We start from the raw sequence: 21467 nt of genomic DNA, 5'->3' as shown, positions 1-21467 counted from the left end.
CGACATTGGAATCTCTGACGCGGTGAGTCACCGCTCCAGGAAAGTTCCGCGCGAGTTATTTGACCTGCGCGGGCGGGACGGCCCCGTCGCCACGTCGCCACCACGGGTCCCCAGAGCCGGACCAGAGAAGGTGATTCATGAATGGCGTGACTGGCTTCGAGTTCTCACGGCCTGGTCAATCGCAGTCCCTGCCTTGCTGCTCATGAAGCTCCTCTCGGGATGGTCGCTGCCCACCTCAATCGAGCACCTATTGACCGACGAGCTGTGGTCATGGGTGGCACGACTGACCTTGATCACCGTCGCCTGGCTCATCACAGGCCCTGTGTACGCCTCCATCTTCAAAGCCACAACCGTCGCCGAAAACGGCGACATCCCACCGAGAAGGGAACTCGCATGAACCTGGCGAACAATAGTATCGGAATCGGCCCCTGGTCATTCGATGCCGGACCCTTCGCGGTCGTAGTCCTCGTCGCAATCGTCGGATTGGTGATCTACTACATTCGATAGGACGACTGACCTGTTGCATGTGCATGGAACCGAGGCTGTTCAATTCCCGAGGAGGGTGACGGCACTCGCGAAGAGAAGACACTGCACGTCGGTCGCGCACACCTGCCGGCTCGCTGAGAGATAGGACGAATCGTGCGATCTCCACGCGATTTCCCACTGTTTGATGGTGGAGAGTCACACATCTCGATACTTCACTGACAGCCCGCCGATCATTCCGAACAGAAGCAGCCATCCGATCACTGCGACCGTCGCAGCACTGGCGGGCAGGAACCCTGGGCTTCCCGGACTCGAGAGGCCGGCCAAGGATTCGATCGCCGCACCCGGCATCCACCTTGGTACGGTTTCGCCCCAGGCCGTCGGCAGGAACTGAGCCGTGACCACGGGCAGGAATGAACCCAGGAGGAGCACGATCACGGTCGGTGCGGTGCGCCGGATCAGGAATCCCAGCAACAATGACAGAGCACCCCACACTGCCATCTGAGCGGGAATGAACACGAGGACCGCTCGCAGCAATTCAGGTTCGTTCAGCGATAACGTGGGGTACTCGTTCAGCGTGAGAACACCCTGGGTGATGGCAAAGTTGATCAGCGAGACCAGAAGACCTGCGATCGAGCCTATCCCAAGAACGATGACCAGTTTCGCCACCAGGACTCTCGTCCGTCGTGGGGTCGCCGTGAACGTGTACCCGATTGCACCACTGACGAATTCGCCGGCACTGAACGAAGCGCCGAAGAAAGCAAATGCCCAAACTCCGAGTGTGGCGCCGAAGAAGAGGATCTCGTAACGACTGCCCGTCTCTCCCGATTGCACGTCTCCCAAGGACTCCGCCCCGCCGAACCCGGCGATCAGCCCTGTGAGACCCACCGAGATGAGCATGGTCACGAGAAGCAGAATCCACAGGCTGGGACTCAACCTCACTTTGATGAGCTCGGCGTACGTGAGACGACTCAGCTCGCCGATCATCGTTCATCCCCTGTCAGGTTGAAGAAGACTGACTCAAGATCATCTTCACCGGCCAAATCACTGAGGGTACCGTCGGCGACGACCGAACCTCTGCTGATCACGACGATATGGTCAGCCAACAGCTGAACCTCCGAAAGCAGATGACTGGACAACAGCACGGTCCTGCCGTGTTCGGCGAGCTGGTGCAGCAGCTCCCGCAACCAGCGGATTCCCGCTGGGTCGAGTCCGTTGGTGGGTTCATCCAGAATCACAATCTCGGCATCACCGAGCAGTGCGACAGCTAGTCCGATTCGCTGGCGCATACCGAAAGAGTATGAATTGATCCGCTTGCGGGCGTCGTCGGCAAGCTCCACACGTTCCAGCATCTGCCCGATCCGCGCACTGTCAATGCCTGCTGCGGCAGCGTACCAGCGCAGGAGATCAATGCCGCGCAGGTACCCAGGCAATGCCTCGGGGTCGAGCATCGCTCCGACACGACGAGCGGGATGGTCGAGTCCAGCATAGGGTTTCCCAAGTATGGTCGCTGTCCCGGAGTTCGGACGGGACAATCCGAGAATCGTCCGCAACGCGGTGGACTTTCCTGCTCCGTTCGGTCCCACGAACCCTGTCACCTCGCCGGGGCGCGCAGTCAACGATACTTGGTCGAGGACTGTGCGCCGTCGATAGGATTTCGTGACGTTTTTGATTTCGATCATGGTGACCAGCCTGGTCGGGGTGGGACGCAACGACAAGGTGCTTTCGGACATTGTCGACGGCACGAAAGGATACGATGTGACCGCCGTCCGAAGGTCCGCCGCTGCCGTCCGAGCAACGGCGATCAGATTTTACGATTCCCGTGGTGCCATCAGCGCAAGCTTGGTGCGGTTGTCGCAGTCAAGGGTGTCCATCAGCCTCGAGACGTGTCCTTTGACGGTGCTCTCCGCCAAGTACAGGGTCCGGGCGATGTCGGAGTTCGTCCTGCCCTCGCCGACAAGTCTGAGTACTTCCCTCTCCCTGCCCGCCAGCGCGGTGATTCTCGGATCCTCTTCAGCTACCTGATTTTGGGTTGCCAGCCTCAACAGTCGTCTGGTTGCTTCAGGAGACAGCACATCAACACCGGCCGCCGCAGTTCGAAGCGCGTCGACGATCGTCGTTGTCGGCGAGGTCTTGAGCGCGTATCCACTGGCGCCGGCACTGAGTCCAGCGACAACAGCATGATCCGAGTCGACCGTCGTCATCAGCAGCACAGCAGGACCCTCGTCGCCGCGGGTCAACTCTTCTGTGGCTTGGATGCCGTCGAGACCAGGCATTCGAATGTCCATCAACACGACATCTGGACCAGTGCGAATTGCCATTTCGACGGCCTCTGCACCATCGCCGGCGACTCCTGTCACCTCGATACCGTCAACAGCGGACAGCTGCGAACTCAGGTATGCGCAGACGAGTGGGTCATCATCTGCGATCAGCACTCTCAGGACGCTCACGGTGTCAAACTCTTCGATACCGTGGCCACGGAGAGCTTCGGGCCCTCGACCGACGTTTCTGCTGCGGGGAACTCAACCCGCAGACAGAACTGCCCGTCCAGCTCGCGCGCAGTCATTGTGCCGCCCAATAGCCGCACCCGGCTCGCTATTCCGCGGAGCCCGGTGCCTGATCCGGACCCGGCCAGTTCATCGTTGTCCGCGAAAACCGGGACTGGATTCGATAGGAGAAGCACGTGGCCGTTCTCGTGTTCGTAGAAGGTGACGCTGGCCTCGACACCGGAGGCATGTTTCGCCGCATTCACCAGCCCCTCCTGCGCTGCTCGCAAGAAACATCGCGATACGGTTTCGGTGAGTTGAAGGTCCGCAGGCGCCTCATTGCTCAGGTGCACCTGTTGGCCCGTCGACCGCTGTTTGGCGATGAGAGCGTCCAGCTCATCCGCGAAATGTTCGGCGGTGGACTCCTCAGTGGGAGTGCGCCGGTCCTCGCCCTCTTTCACAGCACTCAGAAAGTCCCGCATCTGCGACAGCGCCTGTGATGCTGTTTCGGCAATCTCGTCAGCCGCGTCTACGACGTCGGGGCCGTGTCCTCCATCTCCCAAACGGCGAGCTTGGAGCACCACTCGGACCATCTCATGAGTCACGAGATCGTGCAGATCGGCGGCCATCCGGGACCGTTCCACAGCGATCCGCTCCCGTGCGGCCATCTCGCGTTCTCTGGCCATCTGCGCCAACCGGTCCTCACGTGCTAGGCGCAACCGCTGCCAGAGCGCAAAGCTGATTCCCGCCAGCAAGGGAGCCGCCGCGCCCATACTGGCCAGAAGCTCAGGTGGTCCGCCGTTGACCATGATGATCAACCACGTCAACAGCGCGATCCCACCGCTGATGACATCGGTTCGGTTTCGAGCCCTGCCGATCAGCCGTGCGGCAGCGTATGCCGCCATGATCGGAACCCAGACCGTAACCTGTGACTCAAATGCGCGTTGCCAGTCGATCGGCGCATAAGCCAGAGTTGCGGTCACCACAGTCAAACACCAGGCGGGAACCACGGCCGCCCGCCATCGAAGAACTACGGCGGTCGCGATCACCTGGATCACTAGTCCCAAAACAGCCTGGCCGGGCCCAAGCTCGTCGAAAAGCAGTCCGCCGACGAGTGCTGAAGCCACAGCCGCCAGACACGCAGCCGACAATGTCCAACGTTCGCTCACGCTGGCAATGATACGAGCATCCTGTGCACCTGGACAACGACGAAAGTAGGTCGGATTAGTCTCTGGCCAGTCCAATAGTCGCTGGGGATGACCGCGGTCTCGTGTCCAACGTACAGCTCCTGAAGCCGACGAACGTTGCAACTCCGGCAGTTTCGACCGGTGATGATGCTGGATACGTTGCTCGAATACGTTTGAAATCAGACATCACGCCACATCGGCTGCAGAATCGGACCACCGTCGGGGAGCTGGATCGAGTCGCCGAGATCTCGGAACCCGCCCCGTTCGTAGAGTCGACGGTTGTCGGATGTAGAGGCTTCCAAGTAGATCGGCAGGGAAAGTGCTTGGGCTCGCTCCATGCCTGCGGCGAGCATAGCGGCTCCCGCTCCTCGGCCGCGGTGGTCCGGCAATGTCGCCATGGATGCGAGATAGAGATGAGGTGAAGTCGGGCGTCGAAGCTGAGTAGCAGCTTCGGCCGCAATCATACGGCGGGTTGCAGGATCATCGGCAACTTCTGACTGATGCGGTTCGGGCGTCTCGCTCGTTGCCATGTGCGGGAGCCAGATCGACGCTGCCAGCGGCTCACCGTCGACATCGATCGCGAGGATCAGGTTCTGATTGCTGACCGCAACGTCCAGAGATTCCCCGAACATCTCACGCATGTGATAGTGCCTCTCCGTCGGCTCGGGGATGACCCAGGCAGTCACTGCCTCGTCGGCAAACGCCGCGAGACAGAGATCGATGACAGTGTTGAGTTCAGCACGATGCGCTGTACGGGTGGATAGCTCGGTCGCAGCCATGTGCAGCTCCTTGTTCGGGGTTCCGGTTTCACCAGACTCCATGCTCGCGGCAACCCGCGTACAGTAGTTTCGTCACACCATTTCTGAGACGAAAGAGGCAGCAATGGAATGCATGGAGTGCGGGTTGCGGTGGCACGAGACGCGCCGGACCGGACGCCCCCGGCAATATTGCTCCCGCTCTTGCCAAGGTCGCGCGTATCGGCGTCGCCGTGATCAGGGGCGACTGAGCAGACCTGTTCAAAGCGGAATGGTCGAAAAGCAGTCGGTGACAACGCTTCAGACAGCCATCGCTATGGCAGATGCACAGGGAATCGACACCGTGACGCTCCGATCAGTAGCGTCCCAGGCCGGAATGGCACTGACAGCGCTCGAGCGTAGCTTCGGCAGTCGAGATCGGCTCGTCGACGCGATGGTGCAACACATCCTTTCGTCACCGCCCGCACCTTCGACAAGAATCGGAGATCCCATCGATACGCTCATTCGTCTGGCCGAACACGAGTGGGAGAAGTATGGGTCTCATCCCTGGCTTGTGACCGTAATGGCGAGGACTCGCCCACCCTTGGTACCGGCCACCCTGGATTCCGCGCGTGTCGGCATCGAAGCAATCAGGGAGGCAGGCGTTGACAGCAACATTGCTCTCGACCGATATCTCGCAATCAGTGCGTACGTCCAGGGCATGGCACTCCTGCTGCACGCCGAGCAGCAGGAAATCGTGCACTCAGACACGAGTTTGCGCGCGTGGTGGTCGGAAGAGGTCAACCGACTCGACCGTCGGGGTCTCACGCAGCGCCATCACTGGCTCGCTGACCTCACACACCAGTCTCTCTCCGACGGATACGACGTGGACGCCTGCTTCCGTGACGGCCTGCATCGTGTCGTTGCTGGACTTGTGCAGCCAACGTCCCAATAGCAATTCGCACACACCGGGCCATGGGACGTCTGCGCCCTTTCCCGAGTCCAAGCGGTCGTCGACGAGCACTGCATTCCCCGAGCTGCAGAAACCGGTCACACCGCAAAGGGGACATGGCCCTCGAAGCACCGTGACTGTCCAGAGACAGACCAGGTGAACGACCAACGCTCACGACCATGAAGCAGGTCCAAAGAACCCGAACCGCCGACGAAGCTGACACTGGTCAGGCGCTGAGGAAGTCCCTCAGAGCCGACGAGATCGCAGCGGTCTCGGTGAGGAAGCCGTCATGGCCGACGGCGGATTCGATGACGTGGTGGTTCACCGCTCCAGGCAGGTTCTGCGCGAGCAGTTCGACCTGAGCGGGTGGGAACAGGCGATCCGAGGAAACCGAGACGACGAGGTTGTCGGTGCAGCTTTCGGCCAACGAGGTGGCCAGATCGTGTGATCGGCCGATGCGCACGTCGTGGTCGCGCAGCGCGCGGGAGAGCACGACGTAGCTGTGCGGGTCGAACCGGGCGGTGAGCTTCTTCGCCTGGTGGTCGAGATACGAGGTGACCTCGTAGTAGTCGGGCGATCGGCGTCGCCGGGAGAACCGGTGGTTGAGGTCCGCATCGTTGCGGTAGGTCAGGTGAGCGATCTGGCGTGCCAGTCCCAGCCCCTGGGCGGGGAACCGGCCGACGGCGGTGTAGTCACCTGCGTAGTAGTCGGCATCGAGTTCGATGGCGCGTTCCTGCATCATCGCCCAGGCGATCTGATCGGCTTCGCAGAAGGCCGGTGCGGCGATGATCGCGCACTTGTTCACCTTGCGCTTATCGAGGAGAGCGAATTCGAGAGCTCTGGCCCCACCCATCGACCCGCCGATGACGGCGTGCCATGAGTCGATGCCGAGTATCTGAGTGAGATTGTGTTCCAGGCGGGCCATATCGCGGATCGTGACCGCGGGAAACCTGGACCCGTAGGGCAGACCGTCGTCGTAGACCGACTGGGGCCCGGTGGTTCCCGAGCACCCGCCGAGCGAATTCGCACACACCACGAAATATTCGTTCGTGTCGATCGCCTCGCCCGGACCGACGACTCCTGCCCACCATTCGGTGACGTGGGTGTCGCCGGTCAGGGCGTGTTCGATCAGGACCGCGTTACTGCGGTCCGCATTGAGTGTGCCGAAGGTTTCGTAGGCGACCTCGACAGTTCCGAACGTGTGTCCGGATTCTGTGACGAAGCCCAGAATTCGCTCGACGGATGTGCTCTGGGTTGGCATGTCAGGCGGCGGCCGACGCGTTCGCTGCGGCAGCGGCGAAGCCCTTGTCGATGTCGGCGATGATGTCGTCGATGCCTTCGAGGCCCACGGACAGACGCACGAGTGCCGGGTTCACACCGGCGGCGACCTGTGCCTCTTCGTCCAGCTGCGAATGTGTCGTCGACGCCGGGTGGATGACCAGGGACCGGACGTCACCGATGTTGGCCACGTGTGAGTGGAGTTCGAGCGCATCGACGAAGGCCACAGCGGCATCGAAGCCACCGGCGATGTCGAAGGCCAGAACCGAGCCGACACCATTGGGCAGGTACTTCTCGGCCTTGTCGTGCCAAGGGCTGGACTCGAGTCCGGCGAAGGCGACTCGGCTGACCTGCTCGTGGTTTTCGAGGTAGGCGGCAACCTTGTTCGCGTTGTCGACATGGCGGTCGATGCGCAGGCTCAGGGTCTCGAGTCCCTGGGCGATGAGGAAGGCGTTGAAAGGACTGGCTGCCGGTCCGAGGTCGCGCAGACCCTGCACACGGGCCTTGAGTCCGAAGGAGACGTTGGCCCCGAACGGCGAATCTGCGCCGAGGTCGCGGGCGTAGACCAGGCCGTTGTAGGACTCGTCGGGGGTGTTGAAACCGGGGAACTTCTCCGGCTGCGTGCCGTAGTCGAAGTTTCCGCTGTCGACGACGACACCGGCGATCGAGGTCCCGTGGCCACCAAGGTACTTCGTGGCCGAGTGGAGGACGACGTCGGCGCCGTGCTCGATCGGACGGACCAGGTAGGGGGTGGCCAGCGTGTTGTCGGTGAACAGCGGAACACCTGCCTGGTGGGCGATGTCGGCCACAGCGGCGATGTCGAGGACGTCGGAGCGGGGGTTGGACACGACCTCGGCGAAGAAGAGCTTCGTGTTGTCCTGGGTGGCGGACTTCCAGGCGTCGAGGTCGTCGACGTCGACGAAGGTGGTGTCGATGCCCAGCTTGCGCAGGGTGACATGCAGCAGGTTGTAGGTGCCGCCGTAGAGGCTGGAGCTGGCCACGATGTGGTCACCGGCTTCGGCGATGTTCGTGATCGCCAGCAGTGCTGCCGACTGTCCCGATGCGGTGAGCACGGCGTGGACTCCGCCTTCGAGATCGGCGATGCGGTTCTCGACGACCTCGGTGGTCGGGTTGGTGATGCGGGTGTAGATGGGGCCGAGCTCGCTGAGGGCGAAGCGGTTCGCCGCCGTCTCATTGCTGTCGAAGACGAATGAGGTGGTCTGGTGGATGGGCAGCGCCCTGGAACCGGTGGTCGGGTCAGGCGTCTGACCGGCATGGATCTGACGGGTTTCGAATGACTGGGTCATGGTGTCTCCTTCGGGTACGGCTGATTCGCCCGTGGTGGTTCGCGCGAGTGTTTGGAGGTGATGTCACTACTGTCTTCGACTCTCAGAACGGAAGCATGCGATCTCGTCATGTTCGCGTCACCTGGCGTCATGTTTCGTCACACCGCGCCGCTCAGCTTCGTCATCCGCGCCGCTCAGCGGAAGTTGCGGGCCTTCGTCGGCAGCTGCACCTCGAGCGGAATGAGTTTGTGGGCGTAGAGACTCACGACCTCTCCCCCGCGTTGGATCAGTCCGGTGACCACGAGTGCGTTGCGCGAGGTTGCGATCGGCCGGAACCGCTTCATCAGTCCGGCCGTGGCGACGACGTTGAGCATCCCGAATTCGTCCTCCAGGTTGATGAATGTGATCCCCGAGGCGGTGGCCGGGCGCTGCCGGTGTGTGACGATGGCGGCCACCGTCATCCGGGTCCCGTCCGCAGCCGCCGCTGCGTCCGCTGTCGAGGCATAGCCCCGTTCGATCAGTGACTTGCGCAGGATCTCGGTCGGGTAGCCGTCAACCGTGATCCCTGTGGAGAAGAGCTCGGCCAGTGTCGTATCGAAGGCGTCCATGGTCGGCAGGGCCGGCGCCGAGGAGATCGTGGCGGTTCCCGGCAGCACACCCGGGTGCGCTCCCGCGACCCCACCGGCCAGCCACAGCGCCTGCCTGCGGTCGAGATCGAAGCAGGCCAATGCCCCCGAGGTCGCCAGTCCTTCGAGTGCCTGCTTCCCGACTCCGGTCCGCTCTGCCAGGTCTGTCACCGAGGTGAACGGTGCCTTCGCGCGTTCGGTCACGATCACCTCGGCGAAGGATCCGACATGGGTCACCGAATCGAGCCCCAGTCGGATCCCGAACTCGCCCGAGGTTCCGGCGTCATCGGGCTCGAGGTGTTCCAGATCGCTGCCGGCCATCGAGTGGCGCAGGTCCACGGGCAGGATCGGCACACCGTGCCGGCGGGCGTCGGCGACGAGCGACTGCGGCGAGTAGAAGCCCATCGGCTGGCTGCGGAGCAGGCCTACGGTGAACGCCGCATGGTGGTGGTATTTGAACCAGGCAGACTGGTAGACGAGGTTCGCGAAGCTGATCGCATGTGATTCGGGGAACCCGTAGTTTGCGAACGCCGCAATCGTGGAGAAGATGGATTCCGAGGTCTCGGCGTCCACTCCTTTGGCCGCAGATCCGGTCTGGAACTTCTGCGCCAGTTCGGCCATCCGCTTCTCCGACCGTCGCGATCCCATCGCCTGCCGCAGCTGGTCGGCATCGGCCCCGGTGAAGCCGCCGACGTCGATGGCCATCTGCATGAGCTGCTCCTGGAACAGCGGCACCCCGTAGGTCTTGGCCAGGGACTTCTGCAACAGAGGATGGAGATACTCGACCTCGTCGAGGCCCTGCCGCCTGCGGATATAGGGGTGGACGGAACCGCCCTGGATGGGGCCGGGCCTGATCAGGGCGACCTGGACGGCAAGATCGTAGAACGTCTCCGGACGCAGACGAGGCAGGGTCGCCAGCTGAGCCCGCGATTCGACTTGGAAGACACCTACCGCATCGGCCTTCTGCAGCATCTCGTAGACGGCCTCGTCCTCGTCGTCGATGTGGGCGCGTTCGATGAGCTCACCCGTGTGCCGATGGACCAGGTCGACCATCTCGTGGAGTGCGGTGAGCATGCCCAGCCCCAGCAGGTCGAACTTCACCAGGTCCATGGCGGCACAGTCGTCCTTGTCCCATTGGACGACGGTGCGATGGCCCATCGTGGCCTTCTCGATCGGGACGACCTCACCGATGGGTCGGTCAGCGAGGATCATGCCGCCGGAATGGATGCCCAGGTGACGGGGTGAGCCGAGGAGGTCGTCGGCGATCGTGAGCACCGGGGCCGGGACCGGGGAGTCGGAGGCCTCGGGCAGGGTCGACCAGCGGTTGCTGGCTTTTGAGAATGCATCCTGCTGACCCGGTTCGTAGCCCAGGCTGAAGGCCGCGTCACGGATCGCCGACTTCGCCCGGTAGGTGATGACGTTGGCGACCTGCGCGGCCCGTTCACGACCGAAATGATCATAGACGTATTGGATGACCTCTTCCCGGCGGCCCGATTCGATGTCGATGTCGATGTCCGGGTAGCCCTTGCGGTCCGGTGAGAGGAAACGGTCGAAGAGGAGTTCGTGCTTGACCGCGTCGACGGCGGTGATGTCGAGGACATAGCAGACCGCGGAGTTCGCCGCCGAGCCTCTTCCCTGGCAGAAGATGGCCACCCGATGACAGAATTCGGTGATGTCGTAGACGATGAGGAAATATCCGCAGAAACCCAGCGTCGCGATCATGTTCATCTCTCGGTCGAGCTGCGCCCACGCCTTCGGATTCTCAGCCCGAGACCCGTAGCGCTTGGCACCGCGATCCTCGATGAGCTCACGCAGATACTCTTCGGCCCCACGATCATCGGGCATCGGGGCACGCGGGAGGTCTGGCCGGGCCGAGTTCAGGACGAAGGAGCATTCCTTGCCGAGTGCCACGGCGTTCTCCAGAGCCTGGCGGGGGAAGCGTGAGGCCATCTCCTCCCCTGTGTGAATCCGGGCATTCGCCGTCGCCGGCAGCCACCCGGCCAGCTCATCAAGGGACAGGCGGGACCTCACCGAGGCTCTCACCTGTGCTGATTTCCATTGTGCCCGGGTGGCGAAGTGCACACTGTTGCTGGCTACGACCGGCAGATGGGTGCGCTGTGCCAGCTCGCCGAGGTGGCGCAGTCGTTCATCGTCATCCGGAGTCCCATCGCGGCTGAGTTCGACCGCGATTCGCTCAGCACCGAAGAGATCGATGAGTTTCCGCAGGGCTCCGAGCCCACCGTCGGGGTCGTTCAGGGCTCGGCGCAGGGGGCCTTTGCGGCAGCCGGTGAGGATCGTCCAGTCCCCGCTCATCGCGGCCAGCTCTTCGAGGCCGAACACCGGTCGGTTCTTCTCCCCGGCCAGGTTGGCCTCGGTGATGGCCGTCGACAGTCGGTGGTAGCCCTCGACTCCGCGAGCGAGGACGAGCAGGTGGGTGGCGTCGGGATCGGTCTGGCCGGGGATCTTCTCCTCCAGCCCGACGGACAGCTCCGCTCCGAAGACGGTGGGCAGGCCCACCTCGGCGGCGGCATGGGCGAACCGGACCGCACCGTAGAGACCGTTGTGATCGGTCAGCGCCAAGGACGTCAGTCCCGCAGCGGCGCCTGCGGCCACGAGCTCTTCGGGGTCGGAGGCCCCATCGAGGAAACTGAACTGGGAGTGCACATGCAGCTCGGCCCACTCGACGGTCGAGGTGCGCAGGACGGGACCCTGGCCCAGTCCTGAATACCGGCCGACGCCGTCGGAGCCGCCGGGGCCCACCGACATCTGGTGACGGTCGGGTCGGGAGAAGGCGGGCGCGTCGGATCCGTCGGCGTGCTTGTCGACTGTGTGTTTGTCGGTGACCTGTTTGCCGCTGGCCTGCTTGCCTTCCAGTCGCTGGGCCAGCTCGGACCAGGGAGTGCGCGGATTCGAAAAGCCCATCAGCGGTACCGGCCGGTGAGGTACCACTGGCCGTTCTCCTTGCTCAGCAGCAGTGCCCGTCCCGATTCGGTGACGACCTGCAGACGGGTCCGGTAGGTGGCTCTCTCCGGATCCCACCAGCCGGATTCGACGGGCCAGGAACCCGAATAGTCGACGATCTCCTCGGTGGCTCCGGTGGGAAAGCGGATCGTGAACGGCGTGGACTCCAGGCCTGCGGGCCTGGCTCCCACCGATCGGCCTCCCACGGCGAGCACGTCGATGGGCAGACGTTCGACCGTCGTCGGTCGGGGTGCGTGCAGTGCCCCCGGCCAGGGGGCGCCAGGGCTGCGCACAGGTGCTGCTGCCTGCTGCCACGGCGTCCACAGATTCGTCTCGGCCGGATCCCATCCGCCCTGCAGGCCCGGGACCAGAACCGAATCAGGGCCGAACAGCCCCTGCAGCCGCTCCAGCGTGTGGGTGACCTGCCCGGTGTTCTCGTCGAACAGGCTCTTCGTCGCACCGATGGGCGTAGTCAGTTCTGCGGCCACGAGCCCCAGTGCGATGATGCCCTCCTCGGAGAAATCCTCCGGATCCGGACCAGGCTGGTCGGGGGCTGGTTGTTCCGGACCGGGCTGTTGCGGACCGGGCTGTTGCGGACCGGGCTGTTGCGGACCGGGCGCCTGACTGCCGCCTCGGGCAGACGATGACCGGCTCCTGGTGTGAGGTGGGCCGGGCCGAGCCGCTCCGGCCAGCCATCCCTCTGCCTGCCACCGCAGACGGTCGGCGATGGTGTTCTCGTTCATGTCCTCGATCCGCCATGTCCGATTCGAGGACTGGCCGGAGACGGCGAGGAGTTCGATCGTGATCTGGGTACACACGAGCCCTCGGCGGCGCACCTTGGTCAGCAGGTCAGCGGCGAGCTGACGGGTCAGGAATCCCAAAGTGTCGCTGCGGGTGGTCGGCGTGTCCAGACCCAGTTCGACATTGAGTCGCTCCTCCCGGACGTGATCATTCAGGGGCGTCCGCTCGACTCCTGTGGCCAGCTCGTGCGCGTGCTTGCCCAGTGCCCCGAATCGTGAGTTCACATCCCGCGCGTCGAGAGCGGCCAGATCGCCCAGGGCCCGCAGGCCCAGCTGGATGAAGGTGTCGATGAGTTCGGTCGCGCCGGCCCCGACGTATTCGAGGGTGCTGATCGGCTGAGCGGCCAGGAATTGCCCGGTCTCCCCCGGTTCGACCCGACGTGCCTGTCCCGCGGCGAGCACTGCCGCGAACACGGTGTCGGCAATGCCGGGGAAGAACTCCCACCCGGTGGCCGACACCAGCGCAGAGATCAGGGCTTCGACGGCACTGGGTTCATCGGCGTAACCATGCTTGAGCGAGTCGAGGGGAATGGCGAGCGTGCCGGGGGCCAGCAGAGTGAACCGTGCCACGAGTTCCTCGAGCGCTCCGACACCTGCAGAGAAGTGCTTGTTGTCCACATCCTCGTCCCAGGCCACCACCTGGGCTTCGGGGCAGCGGTAGCCGACCGCGCGTTTGTTGTTGCCCAGGGCGATTCCGGCTGCCCGGGCGGGTGCATTGGCCGCAACCACTTTGCCTGCGCTGAGGACCGCCACCGGGGTGCGAGGGGTGAGGTCGTGCTCGGTCGCGGCCGCCACTGCGGACCAGTCGGGAACGGTCAGGACGAGCGTGCGACGGTGATCGGTGCTCCCGCCGGCAAGGTCAGCTGACACTGCGGATCACCGGCCGTTCGAATCTGCCCCCAGCCGAGGTGGATGCTGGCGCCTCGGCTGGAGTCCCGTCTGGTCCGGGCAGCAGGAACCGGTGGGTCCCGGTCTGTGAGCTGGCCTGCACGAGGCAGGACCGGAGACGTCCGTGGCCGTGTTCCGTGCCCGACCACTGCGTGTCGGTGATGTTGATCTGCTCGGTGCTCCCGGGCATCTGCGTCAGACTGATGAAGCTGATCTTGCGTTCGCGCACCTTCGCCAGCAGCCGGGCGCGTTCGCCAGCACTGGGCAGAAATCCTGGATCGACGACGAGGACGTCGAAGGATTCGATGAGGATGGAGGCCACACGCAGCCAGTCTTCGGCCGGGGTGACGAGGTTGACGAAATGGTCGAGGTCAACACCCAGATCGGCGATGGATGACACGGCAGGTTCGCCGAGGCCGATGCCGGCGCACCATTTCTGTTCCTGGGTCGCGACGGCGATTGCGGCGAGGGCACAGCTTAAGGACTGGCCCCCGGTCAGTGTCACGATCTCGCCTCGGGGCAGACCGCCTCGGCGGAACATCGGTGCCAACACGGGGGCCACGGTCCGGGGAGCGAGTCCATCGAACAGAGCAGTGGCCGTGGAGATACCCATCTCCCGGCTGAGCTGTTCAACGAGTGGCACTGCAGACATGACATCCATTATCGAACTAGTGTTCTAAATAGGCAAGATTTACGCAGCCGCATTGTTCGCCCGGGCGTGTCGCCATTCCGCCTCGAACATCCACGCAATGCAATAGTCCAAGCTGAAGCCGTACCCTCCGCCGAGAGTGCTCGGATCCGCCTCCGCCACCGCCTTCTCGGCGACTTCCACCAGCCGTGCCGTGTCGAAGACTTGGCGCCCTCGCTTCCCCGCTTCCGGCGGAAGCAGCTGCGAACCATCGGGCAGGAAGAAGGCGAATGCCGCCTGCCCGCCCAGGGCTCCGGCGAAGGACGCTGACGTCCGTGAGATATCCAACTCATATTTGTGCACCGCCGTGTGATGACTACGGCAGAGCAGGACGAGGTTGTCCAGGTCTGTCGCACCTCCCTGCGACCAGAGGCGGATGTGGTGAGCATCGCACCTCCTGCGGGCGCAACAGCCGGGGAACTGACATCCCATGTCCCGTGCGCTCAGCGCCAGGCGCTGGCGCCTGCTCACCAGCCTCCTCGAGCGGCCGAGCATGAGCACGTCTCCGTCGGCGTCCTTGATCGCCCCGCTGATCAGGGCTTCGCAGGTCAGTCGTTCCGCCGTCGCCGAGGTGATGCCTCCGAAGCCGTCAACCCGACAGGTCAGGTCCTCCTTCAGTCCCGCAGGCGTCCCCGCGGGGACGCCTGCTTCGGCACGGGCACCGAATCGGGTCACCACATCGGCAGATGCGTGTACGAGCATGCGGGCCCGGTCGACGTCAACGGTTCCAGACGACTCGGATTGCGGAAACGCATGCACGATCTCCATCAGGCATTTAACCTGCGAGATCGGCTCATACGCCGGCTCACTCTCGTCGTTGCCGACATCGTCCGTGACGGCCTGCTGCTCGAGGACGCACCGTGCGGCGTCGAGCATCGAGGAGAATTCGGCGGCCTCATCTTCGTCCAGGTCGATCGTGATGCGGGTCCGTCCGGGTTCGGTGGTGCGCATACTCACGCTGTCACTCGGAAGGAAGCGGGGAATCTCGCCGGTCCCGTTCGCGGCGGACAGCTGGAGGTAGTTGCGAGCCACCACCCCGATCTGGTTTCCGGTGGAGACATCCGCCAAGCGCAATGCCTCCTCATCGGGGATCCGCCCCACCAGCCTGGTGACCTCGCGCACTTTGGAGAAGCTGACGCAGCCCTCCCCCAGGCTCTCTTTCACCTTCGGCATTTCGCGCAGCGCCATCATCACTCGGACGTATTCCCGTGCGGTGTGGGCGCTGACAGCGGCGATGTGCATGACCCACTGGGGCAGCGACGTCACGCCCACCCATTGGGCCCACAGACCCCGGCGTTCGACCTCGTCGATGAGCGCAATGACACGGGCGTGGCAGAAGGCTATGCACGAGATATTGCGTCGGATGTCGGCAACCAGCTCCTCGGAGCTGAGACCGCGCAGCTCCGTCTGCGCATCCGTCCCGGCGTCTGCGTCTGCATTCTGCCCTCCGTCAGCCCTCTCACCGGCGCCAGCGCCCTTGCTCGACTCGGCAGGTGAGGCCTCAGAGATCTGCGCCGGTGCGTTTCCGCCGCAGCCGAGGCCGAACGGATCGGGTTCCGAAGTATCCGCGACGACTGTCTGCGAGCCATAGTCACTGGGATCGACGCTCATTCCGTTCAGAATTTCAGAGTCCGCGAACGGATCAGGAACATCGTCGAACGGATTGGCGGCTGCGTTGTCCTTCATGGTTCTCACCTTTCCCCTTCGGCCTCTGCGGCCGTTCGGTCCGTGAGTCCCCATGACCTCGAACCGTGCTATCACCATATGCGACGCCACTGACACGAGAGCGGAATCACGTCATGTCACTCAGGTCTATTGCGCTGTCTGCTTCGATTCATTTTCGCTTTTCAGGGGAAATCGTTCTATATGGAATGAAGATCGCCGTCGGAGACTGGCTGTAGGACGTCCCCGCGGGGACGTCGGGTCCGGTGCGCAGCGTCCCCGCAGGGACCATCACCAGGGTGAAACGGTAGGCTGACGCCATGACGGATCGGGCTGATGACAACATCAACGATGACCGCGTCAACCGGCAGAAGTCGTCCCGGGAGACAGCTACCCGAGCCTCCTATGATGCGATCGCCGAGACCTACACGGACTGGATCGCCGCCGAGCTCACGGCGAAGCCACATGATCGCGCGGTCCTCGGTGCCTTCTCCGAACTCGTGCTTTCCACAGGACATTCCGAAACCCTTGAGATCGGGTGCGGGCCCGGACGGATCACGGCGTTCCTGGCAGCACTGGGGGTGTCCCCGACGGGCCTCGACCTCTCCCCTGCCATGATCGCCATAGCGCAGACCCACTATCCGACCATGGAGTTCACCACCGGCTCGATGGCATCGCTGCCCTACCCCGGCGACAGCTTCTCGGGGCTCGTCGCGTGGTATTCGATCATCCACGTTCCCGATGAGTCCCTGCATACCGTATTCGCCGAAGCAGCTCGAGTACTGCGACCGGGCGGATGGTTCCAATTGGCCTTCCAACTCGGTGACCGGGTCGACCATCAGTCCGAGGCTGCCGGACATGATGTCGACCTCGACTTCCACCGGCGCTCCATCGACGCGGTCCTCGTCTCACTTCATGCCCATGGCTTCACACCCGTGACTCGGCTCGAACGGGAGCCGGACAGAGCTGGCCCATTCCCCGAGGCGACACGGCAGGGGTATCTGCTCGTCCGCCTCGGCGCGAGTTCGCCGAATACCTGAACAAGACACCGAATACCTGAACAGGACGCCGAGACTAAGCACCTGCCGAACAGTGACAAAATAGATCTCCTATGAACATCGACATTGTCTTCCACACGCCGGAGATCCCCGGCAACACCGGCAACGCCATACGCCTGGCCGCGGTCACGGGTGCCCACCTCCACCTCGTCGAACCTTTGGGTTTCGACCTCTCTGACACCAAGCTGCGTCGTGCGGGACTGGATTATCACGATCTTGCCCACGTCACGGTCCACGCGTCTCTGACGGACCTGTGGAACCACCTCGGCGAGCGTCGGGTGATTGCGTTCACCACCCATACGAATGATTCCTTCGCCGAGGTGGACTACCGTGACGGTGATGTCCTCCTCTTCGGCCAGGAGTCGACGGGTCTGCCCGATTCCGTTGTCGATGACGACCATGTCGATCTGTCCGTGCGCATCCCGATGCTTCCCTCCAGGCGTTCGCTCAACCTGGCCAATTCCGCGTCGATCGCGATCTACGAGGCGTGGCGCCAGTTCGGATACGACGGGGCGTGAACGCGCGTAGACTTCTGCCGACAGCAATTCGCGAAAGGATCACCATGACCTCCAAAGTGCTCACGGTCGCCGGTTCCGACGTCTCCGGCGGAGCTGGACTCGAAGCCGACCTGAAGATGTTCGAAGAATACGGCGCATTCGGCACCGCCGCAGTGACCTGCATCGTCACGTTCGACCCGAACGAAGGCTTCAGCCACGTCCTTGAATTCATCGATCCCGAAGTCGTGACCCGGCAGCTCGAATCGACTCTGGCCGTGCACAAGTTCGACGCCATCAAGTCGGGCATGCTCGGGTCCGTCGAGAACGCACTCGTACTGGCCGAGAAGCTGAGTTCCAATGAGCTGCCGTATGTCTTCGACCCTGTCCTCGTGTGCAAGGGCGCGGGCACGATGGTCGACCTCAAGGATCTCTTCGTTGACAATCTCGTGCCCTTGGCTACCGTCATCACCCCGAATCTCGAGGAGGCCGCGACTCTGGCCGACCTCGACCCGATCGACTCGATCGAGGGCATGATCGAGGCGGCGAAGATCATCCACTCTCAGGGTGCGAAGAACGTCGTCGTCAAGGGCGGTGCGCGTCTGGCCGGTGACGATGCGATCGACATCATCTTCGACGGCCAGACCGTGACCACGCTGCGTTCGCGCAAGGTCAACGAGAAGCTCGTCAACGGTGCAGGCTGCTCATTCGCCTCATCGATCGCTGCCGGCGTCGCCACAGGCATGAGCATCCGGGAGGCAGTCGTCTCAGCGAAGGAGAAAGTTGCCCACGGCATCGCGAACTGCCTCGACAATGCCACTGGTGTGGCCTCGCTGCTCCACCCGGCGGCACGCACACAGCCGTCACCGGACGTTGTGGTCAGCGTGGACTGAACATCTGGTGCTGGGACGTCCCCGCGGGGACGTCTCGGTGAACACAGTGAACTGCCCCGCACACCGTCTCAGGTGTGCGGGGCAGTTCGCATGAGTCATGCGCGACGGCTGGAGCCGTCTGGTCGGTCGAAACCGACAGGGGATCAGCGCTTGCCGAAGCCCTTGTAGCGATCCTTGAACTTCTCGACGCGGCCTGCGGAGTCGAGGATGCGCTGCTTTCCGGTGTAGAACGGGTGCGATGCGCTCGAGATCTCAACGTCGATGACTGGGTAGGTGTTGCCGTCTTCCCATTCGATCGTCTTGTCGCTCGTCGCGGTCGAACGGGTGAGGATCTTGGTTCCCGATGACAGATCGTTGAACACGATCGGCGCGTATTCCGGGTGGATGTCCTTTTTCATATTCTTACCTTTGCTGAATCCGCTCAGGCGCCTGGTATGGGTCGACCCATCCGCCAGTGCCCGAATTCGTCTGCTGGACACGCCCCGCACCGTAGGAACCGGACACGAAGCGACAGTCCAGTCTATCTGATGGACCGGCCCAAAGCGATTCCCGCACCATCTCCTAAACTGTGGCCATGAAGACCAAGGAACGCATCTCCACGCAATTCGACCTCACTCCCGCAGCATCCGCTCCCGATCTCATGGCAAGTTCCACCGCCGAGGCGATGGCATCGATCACCGGCAACGTGGATGCCTTCGCCATCGACCCGCAGATCGCGGACACCTCGGCCCTGCTCGACGCCACCGGCCTCGGACCAGAGACCTCGGCCAATTGCGTCCTTGTGGCCGGTTCGCGCTCCGGTGAGGAGAGGATCGCCGCCTGCATGGTGCTCGCGAACACGCGTGCCGATGTGAACAAGCGCGTGAAGAAACTCCTCGACGTGCGCAAGGCCTCTTTCTTACCGATGGATCGGGCGGTCGACGAGTCGGGAATGGAGTACGGCGGCATCGGACCGATCGGTCTGCCGGCCAACTACCGGATCCTCATCGACTCCCGTGTCGCTGAAGCTGAGGAGATCATCATCGGCTCCGGCATCCGCGGGTCCAAGCTCATCCTCTCGGGTGCCACGCTGGCATCGCTTCCCACCGCCGAGGTGGTCGAGGGTCTCGCGAACGAGATCAGCTGACCGACCCGGCAGGATTCCAGTCCGATACCGCGGAGTCCGGCGGGGTTCTCTCAGCTGAGTCCCGCGCGTTCGAGGACGAAGTCGATGAGGGGCTCATAGAGATAGGGCACCACGTCATCGTCGAGGGGAACGGTGACCTCGATGGTTCCCTGCGCCTCGGCGACGAAGAGGGCAGGATCGTTGCAGTCGGCATAACCCAGCGTGCGCAGACCCCGGCTCGAGGCCGCACCGGCCCACCCGTGATCGGCCACGATCAGATCAGGGACCTGATCGCCTCGGCGGGTGATGCCATCAAGGAGTGCGTGCATGGGTTCGGCGAGGTGGGTGTGCGGGGTTCCGCCGTGCTGATGCCAGGTCCAGACTCGATTGATCTGTCGGCAGTCACCGCCGAGGCCGGGGACGGGAACGGCGTTGGCCTGGTGCGCGATCTGGGCGCCGTGGGTTTCGGCCGCGGCCGCGATCGCCATATGCACGGGCAGCAGACCAGCCGGGTGTCCGGTGGCGAAGAGGATCTCTCCCCCGGCGCGGGTGACATCGCCAATGGCAACAGCCAACTGTTCGAGTGCGTCGATGCAGCGTTCGGTCGAAATCGTATCGACACCTTCGATGAAGTCCGGCTCCGATCGCAGTCCGGCCCGGTCGACCATGAGGGCGAAGACGGAGTCAAAGTCCCAGTCACGGGTGAGTTCGACGCCGAAGTCGAACTGCTTCTCCTGTGCGAGAAACCGGTGGATGTGGGAGAGGTTGTTCTCTCTGGGAGTCCCCACCTCACCGGTGATGTGGCCAGCCTCGAGTGCTTGGGCGAGTGAAGTGCGGTCCACTGCGGTCCTCTCGTTTTCTGCTTCGAATCGGGTCAATGCGTCTCCGGAACGATCATACGAATAATAAGTGCGACCATCAGATCCTTTTCCGTCGGATCGCTCATGGCGACTAAGAGAGTTATCGCGGCGAGTGCATTGTGCGCGATTCTCATACTGCCATCGCTGTTCAACAGGGCGTTATTGCGGTCAAGAAAAGTGATGAACAGCGCTGCAGCGCTGCGCTTGTTGCCATCGGCAAGCGGGTGGTCCTTAACGACGAAGTAGAGCAGGTTCGCCGCCTTCTCCTCGACCCTCGGATACAGCTCTTGATCCCCAAAGTCTTGATAGATCGCCCCCTATTACAGCGTCCAACGCGTCGCCGCGCTCCTTGCCCAGCAGACGATCGTCGGGAAATTCCTGTGCCAAGCGATCGATGATGCTGCGAGCTTCGTCGAGTGTCAGTATCCAAGCGGGTACCGCCGCAGGCAGCGATTCGATGTTTCCTTCGTCGAAATCGCGAAGAAGTGCCAGACTCGGCATGTAATCCGAGAGCACATCCGCGACGCCCGCGAGCAACTCATCGCTCGAGCGTGCGAGCACAGTCACGATCTTGCCGATTTCGGAGAGTCGCTGCTCATTGAGTGCCGCCCCCTCCACCGCATATCGGCGCAGAACGTCGTTTGCCCAACGTCGGAAGCGCACACCCTCGGTGGATTTCACCCGATAACCGACGGACAGGACCATGTCGAGATCGAAGTGTTCAACCTGGTAGGTCTTGCCGTCCGAAGCAGTTGTCGCAAATTTTGCGACAACTGCTGTGTCCGCAAGTTCTTCGCGCTGAGCATTCGCGACGTGCTTGCCGATGGTCTTGATATCTCTGCCGTACAAGGTCGCAAGTTGATGCCGAGTCAGCCAAACCGCCCCGGCCGCAGTGCGGACATCCAACTGGATTCCGCCATCGCCTGATTGGAAGATCTCAATCGAGTCGTTCATAGTCACACCGTAGCCCGAGCCACCGACACGATCTCAGTCGATCTGCAGCGCGAAGCACGCCACTGCAGAAGC

Annotated in this window: 21 protein-coding genes; 6 read left to right on the top strand and 15 right to left on the bottom strand. The window is 63.1% G+C overall.

The features are described from left to right. The first annotated feature begins 202 nt into the window (after positions 1-202). Positions 203-397, top strand: coding sequence for a hypothetical protein (locus tag L0G76_RS06065; RefSeq protein WP_304356420.1), 195 nt, complete (start codon positions 203-205; stop codon positions 395-397). A 284-nt stretch (positions 398-681) separates the two neighbouring features. On the opposite strand, the gene L0G76_RS06060 is transcribed toward L0G76_RS06065, so the two are convergent. The 5 genes from L0G76_RS06060 to L0G76_RS06040 form a co-directional block, all read right to left on the bottom strand. Then, positions 682-1470, bottom strand: coding sequence for a hypothetical protein (locus L0G76_RS06060; protein ID WP_304356419.1), 789 nt, complete (start codon positions 1468-1470; stop codon positions 682-684). Then, on the bottom strand, positions 1467-2216 hold the full coding sequence (locus L0G76_RS06055) for an ABC transporter ATP-binding protein (protein ID WP_304356418.1): 750 nt from the start codon (positions 2214-2216) through the stop codon (positions 1467-1469). Before L0G76_RS06055 ends, L0G76_RS06060 begins: the two co-directional genes overlap by 4 nt. Before the next feature lie 78 nt (positions 2217-2294). Next, on the bottom strand, positions 2295-2918 hold the full coding sequence (locus L0G76_RS06050; RefSeq protein WP_304356421.1) for a response regulator: 624 nt from the start codon (positions 2916-2918) through the stop codon (positions 2295-2297). An 11-nt stretch (positions 2919-2929) separates the two neighbouring features. Then, positions 2930-4096 (bottom strand): sensor histidine kinase, encoded by a 1167-nt coding sequence (locus L0G76_RS06045; protein WP_304356417.1) that lies wholly within the window; start codon positions 4094-4096, stop codon positions 2930-2932. A gap of 239 nt (positions 4097-4335) precedes the next feature. Beyond that, entirely contained in the window at positions 4336-4935 is a 600-nt protein-coding gene (locus L0G76_RS06040) for a GNAT family N-acetyltransferase (RefSeq protein WP_304356416.1), read from the bottom strand. A gap of 247 nt (positions 4936-5182) precedes the next feature. On the opposite strand from L0G76_RS06040, the gene L0G76_RS06035 reads away from it, so the two are divergent. After that, a complete protein-coding gene (locus tag L0G76_RS06035; protein WP_304356415.1) occupies positions 5183-5845 on the top strand; it encodes a TetR/AcrR family transcriptional regulator in 663 nt (220 codons plus the stop codon). 223 nt (positions 5846-6068) lie between these two features. Here the strand turns inward: L0G76_RS06035 and metX are convergent, their stop codons facing one another. From metX to L0G76_RS06005, 6 genes are all read right to left on the bottom strand, one after another. Then, the gene (gene metX, locus L0G76_RS06030) at positions 6069-7103 is read right to left on the bottom strand and encodes a homoserine O-acetyltransferase MetX (RefSeq protein WP_304356414.1); all 1035 of its coding nucleotides are present in this window, start codon (positions 7101-7103) and stop codon (positions 6069-6071) included. Between the two features lies 1 nt (position 7104). Then, on the bottom strand, positions 7105-8427 hold the full coding sequence (locus tag L0G76_RS06025; protein WP_304356413.1) for an O-acetylhomoserine aminocarboxypropyltransferase/cysteine synthase family protein: 1323 nt from the start codon (positions 8425-8427) through the stop codon (positions 7105-7107). Positions 8428-8600: 173 nt separating this feature from the next. Next, the gene (locus tag L0G76_RS06020) at positions 8601-11954 is read right to left on the bottom strand and encodes an error-prone DNA polymerase (protein ID WP_304356412.1); all 3354 of its coding nucleotides are present in this window, start codon (positions 11952-11954) and stop codon (positions 8601-8603) included. After that, positions 11954-13663 (bottom strand): Y-family DNA polymerase, encoded by a 1710-nt coding sequence (locus tag L0G76_RS06015; RefSeq protein ID WP_304356411.1) that lies wholly within the window; start codon positions 13661-13663, stop codon positions 11954-11956. Before L0G76_RS06015 ends, L0G76_RS06020 begins: the two co-directional genes overlap by 1 nt. Next, positions 13653-14333, bottom strand: a complete 681-nt coding sequence (locus tag L0G76_RS06010) for a P-loop NTPase family protein (protein ID WP_304356410.1) — start codon at positions 14331-14333, stop codon at positions 13653-13655. The genes L0G76_RS06015 and L0G76_RS06010 overlap by 11 nt, the downstream gene beginning before the upstream one ends. Positions 14334-14372: 39 nt before the next feature. Then, on the bottom strand, positions 14373-16055 hold the full coding sequence (locus tag L0G76_RS06005) for an HNH endonuclease signature motif containing protein (RefSeq protein ID WP_304356409.1): 1683 nt from the start codon (positions 16053-16055) through the stop codon (positions 14373-14375). Between the two features lie 296 nt (positions 16056-16351). On the opposite strand from L0G76_RS06005, the gene L0G76_RS06000 reads away from it, so the two are divergent. The 3 genes from L0G76_RS06000 to L0G76_RS05990 all read left to right on the top strand — a co-directional run bounded on the left by L0G76_RS06000 (position 16352) and on the right by L0G76_RS05990 (position 18476). After that, positions 16352-17071: a class I SAM-dependent methyltransferase gene (locus L0G76_RS06000; protein WP_304356408.1), complete on the top strand. Its 720-nt coding sequence runs from the start codon at positions 16352-16354 to the stop codon at positions 17069-17071. 71 nt (positions 17072-17142) lie between these two features. Next, positions 17143-17607: a tRNA (cytidine(34)-2'-O)-methyltransferase gene (locus L0G76_RS05995; protein WP_304356407.1), complete on the top strand. Its 465-nt coding sequence runs from the start codon at positions 17143-17145 to the stop codon at positions 17605-17607. 44 nt (positions 17608-17651) lie between these two features. After that, positions 17652-18476 (top strand): PfkB family carbohydrate kinase, encoded by an 825-nt coding sequence (locus tag L0G76_RS05990; protein ID WP_304356406.1) that lies wholly within the window; start codon positions 17652-17654, stop codon positions 18474-18476. A gap of 143 nt (positions 18477-18619) precedes the next feature. Here L0G76_RS05990 and L0G76_RS05985 read toward each other — a convergent pair whose 3' ends face one another. Further along, positions 18620-18874: a type B 50S ribosomal protein L31 gene (locus L0G76_RS05985; protein ID WP_304356405.1), complete on the bottom strand. Its 255-nt coding sequence runs from the start codon at positions 18872-18874 to the stop codon at positions 18620-18622. A 176-nt stretch (positions 18875-19050) separates the two neighbouring features. On the opposite strand from L0G76_RS05985, the gene L0G76_RS05980 reads away from it, so the two are divergent. Further along, positions 19051-19602 carry a YbaK/EbsC family protein gene (locus L0G76_RS05980; protein ID WP_304356404.1) on the top strand — a complete coding sequence of 184 codons (552 nt, stop codon included), beginning with the start codon at positions 19051-19053 and terminating at the stop codon, positions 19600-19602. A gap of 50 nt (positions 19603-19652) precedes the next feature. Here L0G76_RS05980 and L0G76_RS05975 read toward each other — a convergent pair whose 3' ends face one another. Genes L0G76_RS05975 through rhuM form a run of 3 tightly spaced genes read right to left on the bottom strand, consistent with a single transcriptional unit; the run spans position 19653 to position 21395 of the window. Next, entirely contained in the window at positions 19653-20423 is a 771-nt protein-coding gene (locus L0G76_RS05975; protein ID WP_304356403.1) for a phosphatase, read from the bottom strand. A gap of 32 nt (positions 20424-20455) precedes the next feature. Then, positions 20456-20692, bottom strand: a complete 237-nt coding sequence (locus L0G76_RS16270) for a hypothetical protein (protein WP_369696162.1) — start codon at positions 20690-20692, stop codon at positions 20456-20458. Then, on the bottom strand, positions 20673-21395 hold the full coding sequence (rhuM, locus tag L0G76_RS05970; protein WP_304356402.1) for a RhuM family protein: 723 nt from the start codon (positions 21393-21395) through the stop codon (positions 20673-20675). Before rhuM ends, L0G76_RS16270 begins: the two co-directional genes overlap by 20 nt. Positions 21396-21467: the final 72 nt, after the last annotated feature.

It is taken from the genome of Brevibacterium picturae (assembly GCF_030453725.1).
Classification (GTDB): domain Bacteria; phylum Actinomycetota; class Actinomycetes; order Actinomycetales; family Brevibacteriaceae; genus Brevibacterium; species Brevibacterium sandarakinum_A.
Note: the sequence above shows the minus strand (reverse complement) of the source record. Positions and strands in the feature narration are given on the sequence as shown.

Bases quoted from the DNA above. Each gene is read 5' to 3' on its own strand.
- rhuM (WP_304356402.1), bottom strand. From the start codon at position 21,395: ATGAACGACTCGATTGAGATCTTCCAATCAGGCGATGGCGGAATCCAG.
- L0G76_RS06005 (WP_304356409.1), bottom strand. From the start codon at position 16,055: ATGAAGGACAACGCAGCCGCCAATCCGTTCGACGATGTTCCTGATCCG.
- L0G76_RS06020 (WP_304356412.1), bottom strand. From the start codon at position 11,954: ATGGGCTTTTCGAATCCGCGCACTCCCTGGTCCGAGCTGGCCCAGCGA.
- L0G76_RS05985 (WP_304356405.1), bottom strand. From the start codon at position 18,874: ATGAAAAAGGACATCCACCCGGAATACGCGCCGATCGTGTTCAACGAT.
- L0G76_RS05980 (WP_304356404.1), top strand. From the start codon at position 19,051: ATGAAGACCAAGGAACGCATCTCCACGCAATTCGACCTCACTCCCGCA.
- L0G76_RS05990 (WP_304356406.1), top strand. From the start codon at position 17,652: ATGACCTCCAAAGTGCTCACGGTCGCCGGTTCCGACGTCTCCGGCGGA.
- L0G76_RS06055 (WP_304356418.1), bottom strand. From the start codon at position 2,216: ATGTCCGAAAGCACCTTGTCGTTGCGTCCCACCCCGACCAGGCTGGTC.
- L0G76_RS06010 (WP_304356410.1), bottom strand. From the start codon at position 14,333: ATGTCTGCAGTGCCACTCGTTGAACAGCTCAGCCGGGAGATGGGTATC.
- L0G76_RS05995 (WP_304356407.1), top strand. From the start codon at position 17,143: ATGAACATCGACATTGTCTTCCACACGCCGGAGATCCCCGGCAACACC.
- metX (WP_304356414.1), bottom strand. From the start codon at position 7,103: ATGCCAACCCAGAGCACATCCGTCGAGCGAATTCTGGGCTTCGTCACA.
- L0G76_RS06035 (WP_304356415.1), top strand. From the start codon at position 5,183: ATGGTCGAAAAGCAGTCGGTGACAACGCTTCAGACAGCCATCGCTATG.
- L0G76_RS06065 (WP_304356420.1), top strand. From the start codon at position 203: ATGAAGCTCCTCTCGGGATGGTCGCTGCCCACCTCAATCGAGCACCTA.
- L0G76_RS06000 (WP_304356408.1), top strand. From the start codon at position 16,352: ATGACGGATCGGGCTGATGACAACATCAACGATGACCGCGTCAACCGG.
- L0G76_RS06040 (WP_304356416.1), bottom strand. From the start codon at position 4,935: ATGGCTGCGACCGAGCTATCCACCCGTACAGCGCATCGTGCTGAACTC.
- L0G76_RS06025 (WP_304356413.1), bottom strand. From the start codon at position 8,427: ATGACCCAGTCATTCGAAACCCGTCAGATCCATGCCGGTCAGACGCCT.
- L0G76_RS06060 (WP_304356419.1), bottom strand. From the start codon at position 1,470: ATGATCGGCGAGCTGAGTCGTCTCACGTACGCCGAGCTCATCAAAGTG.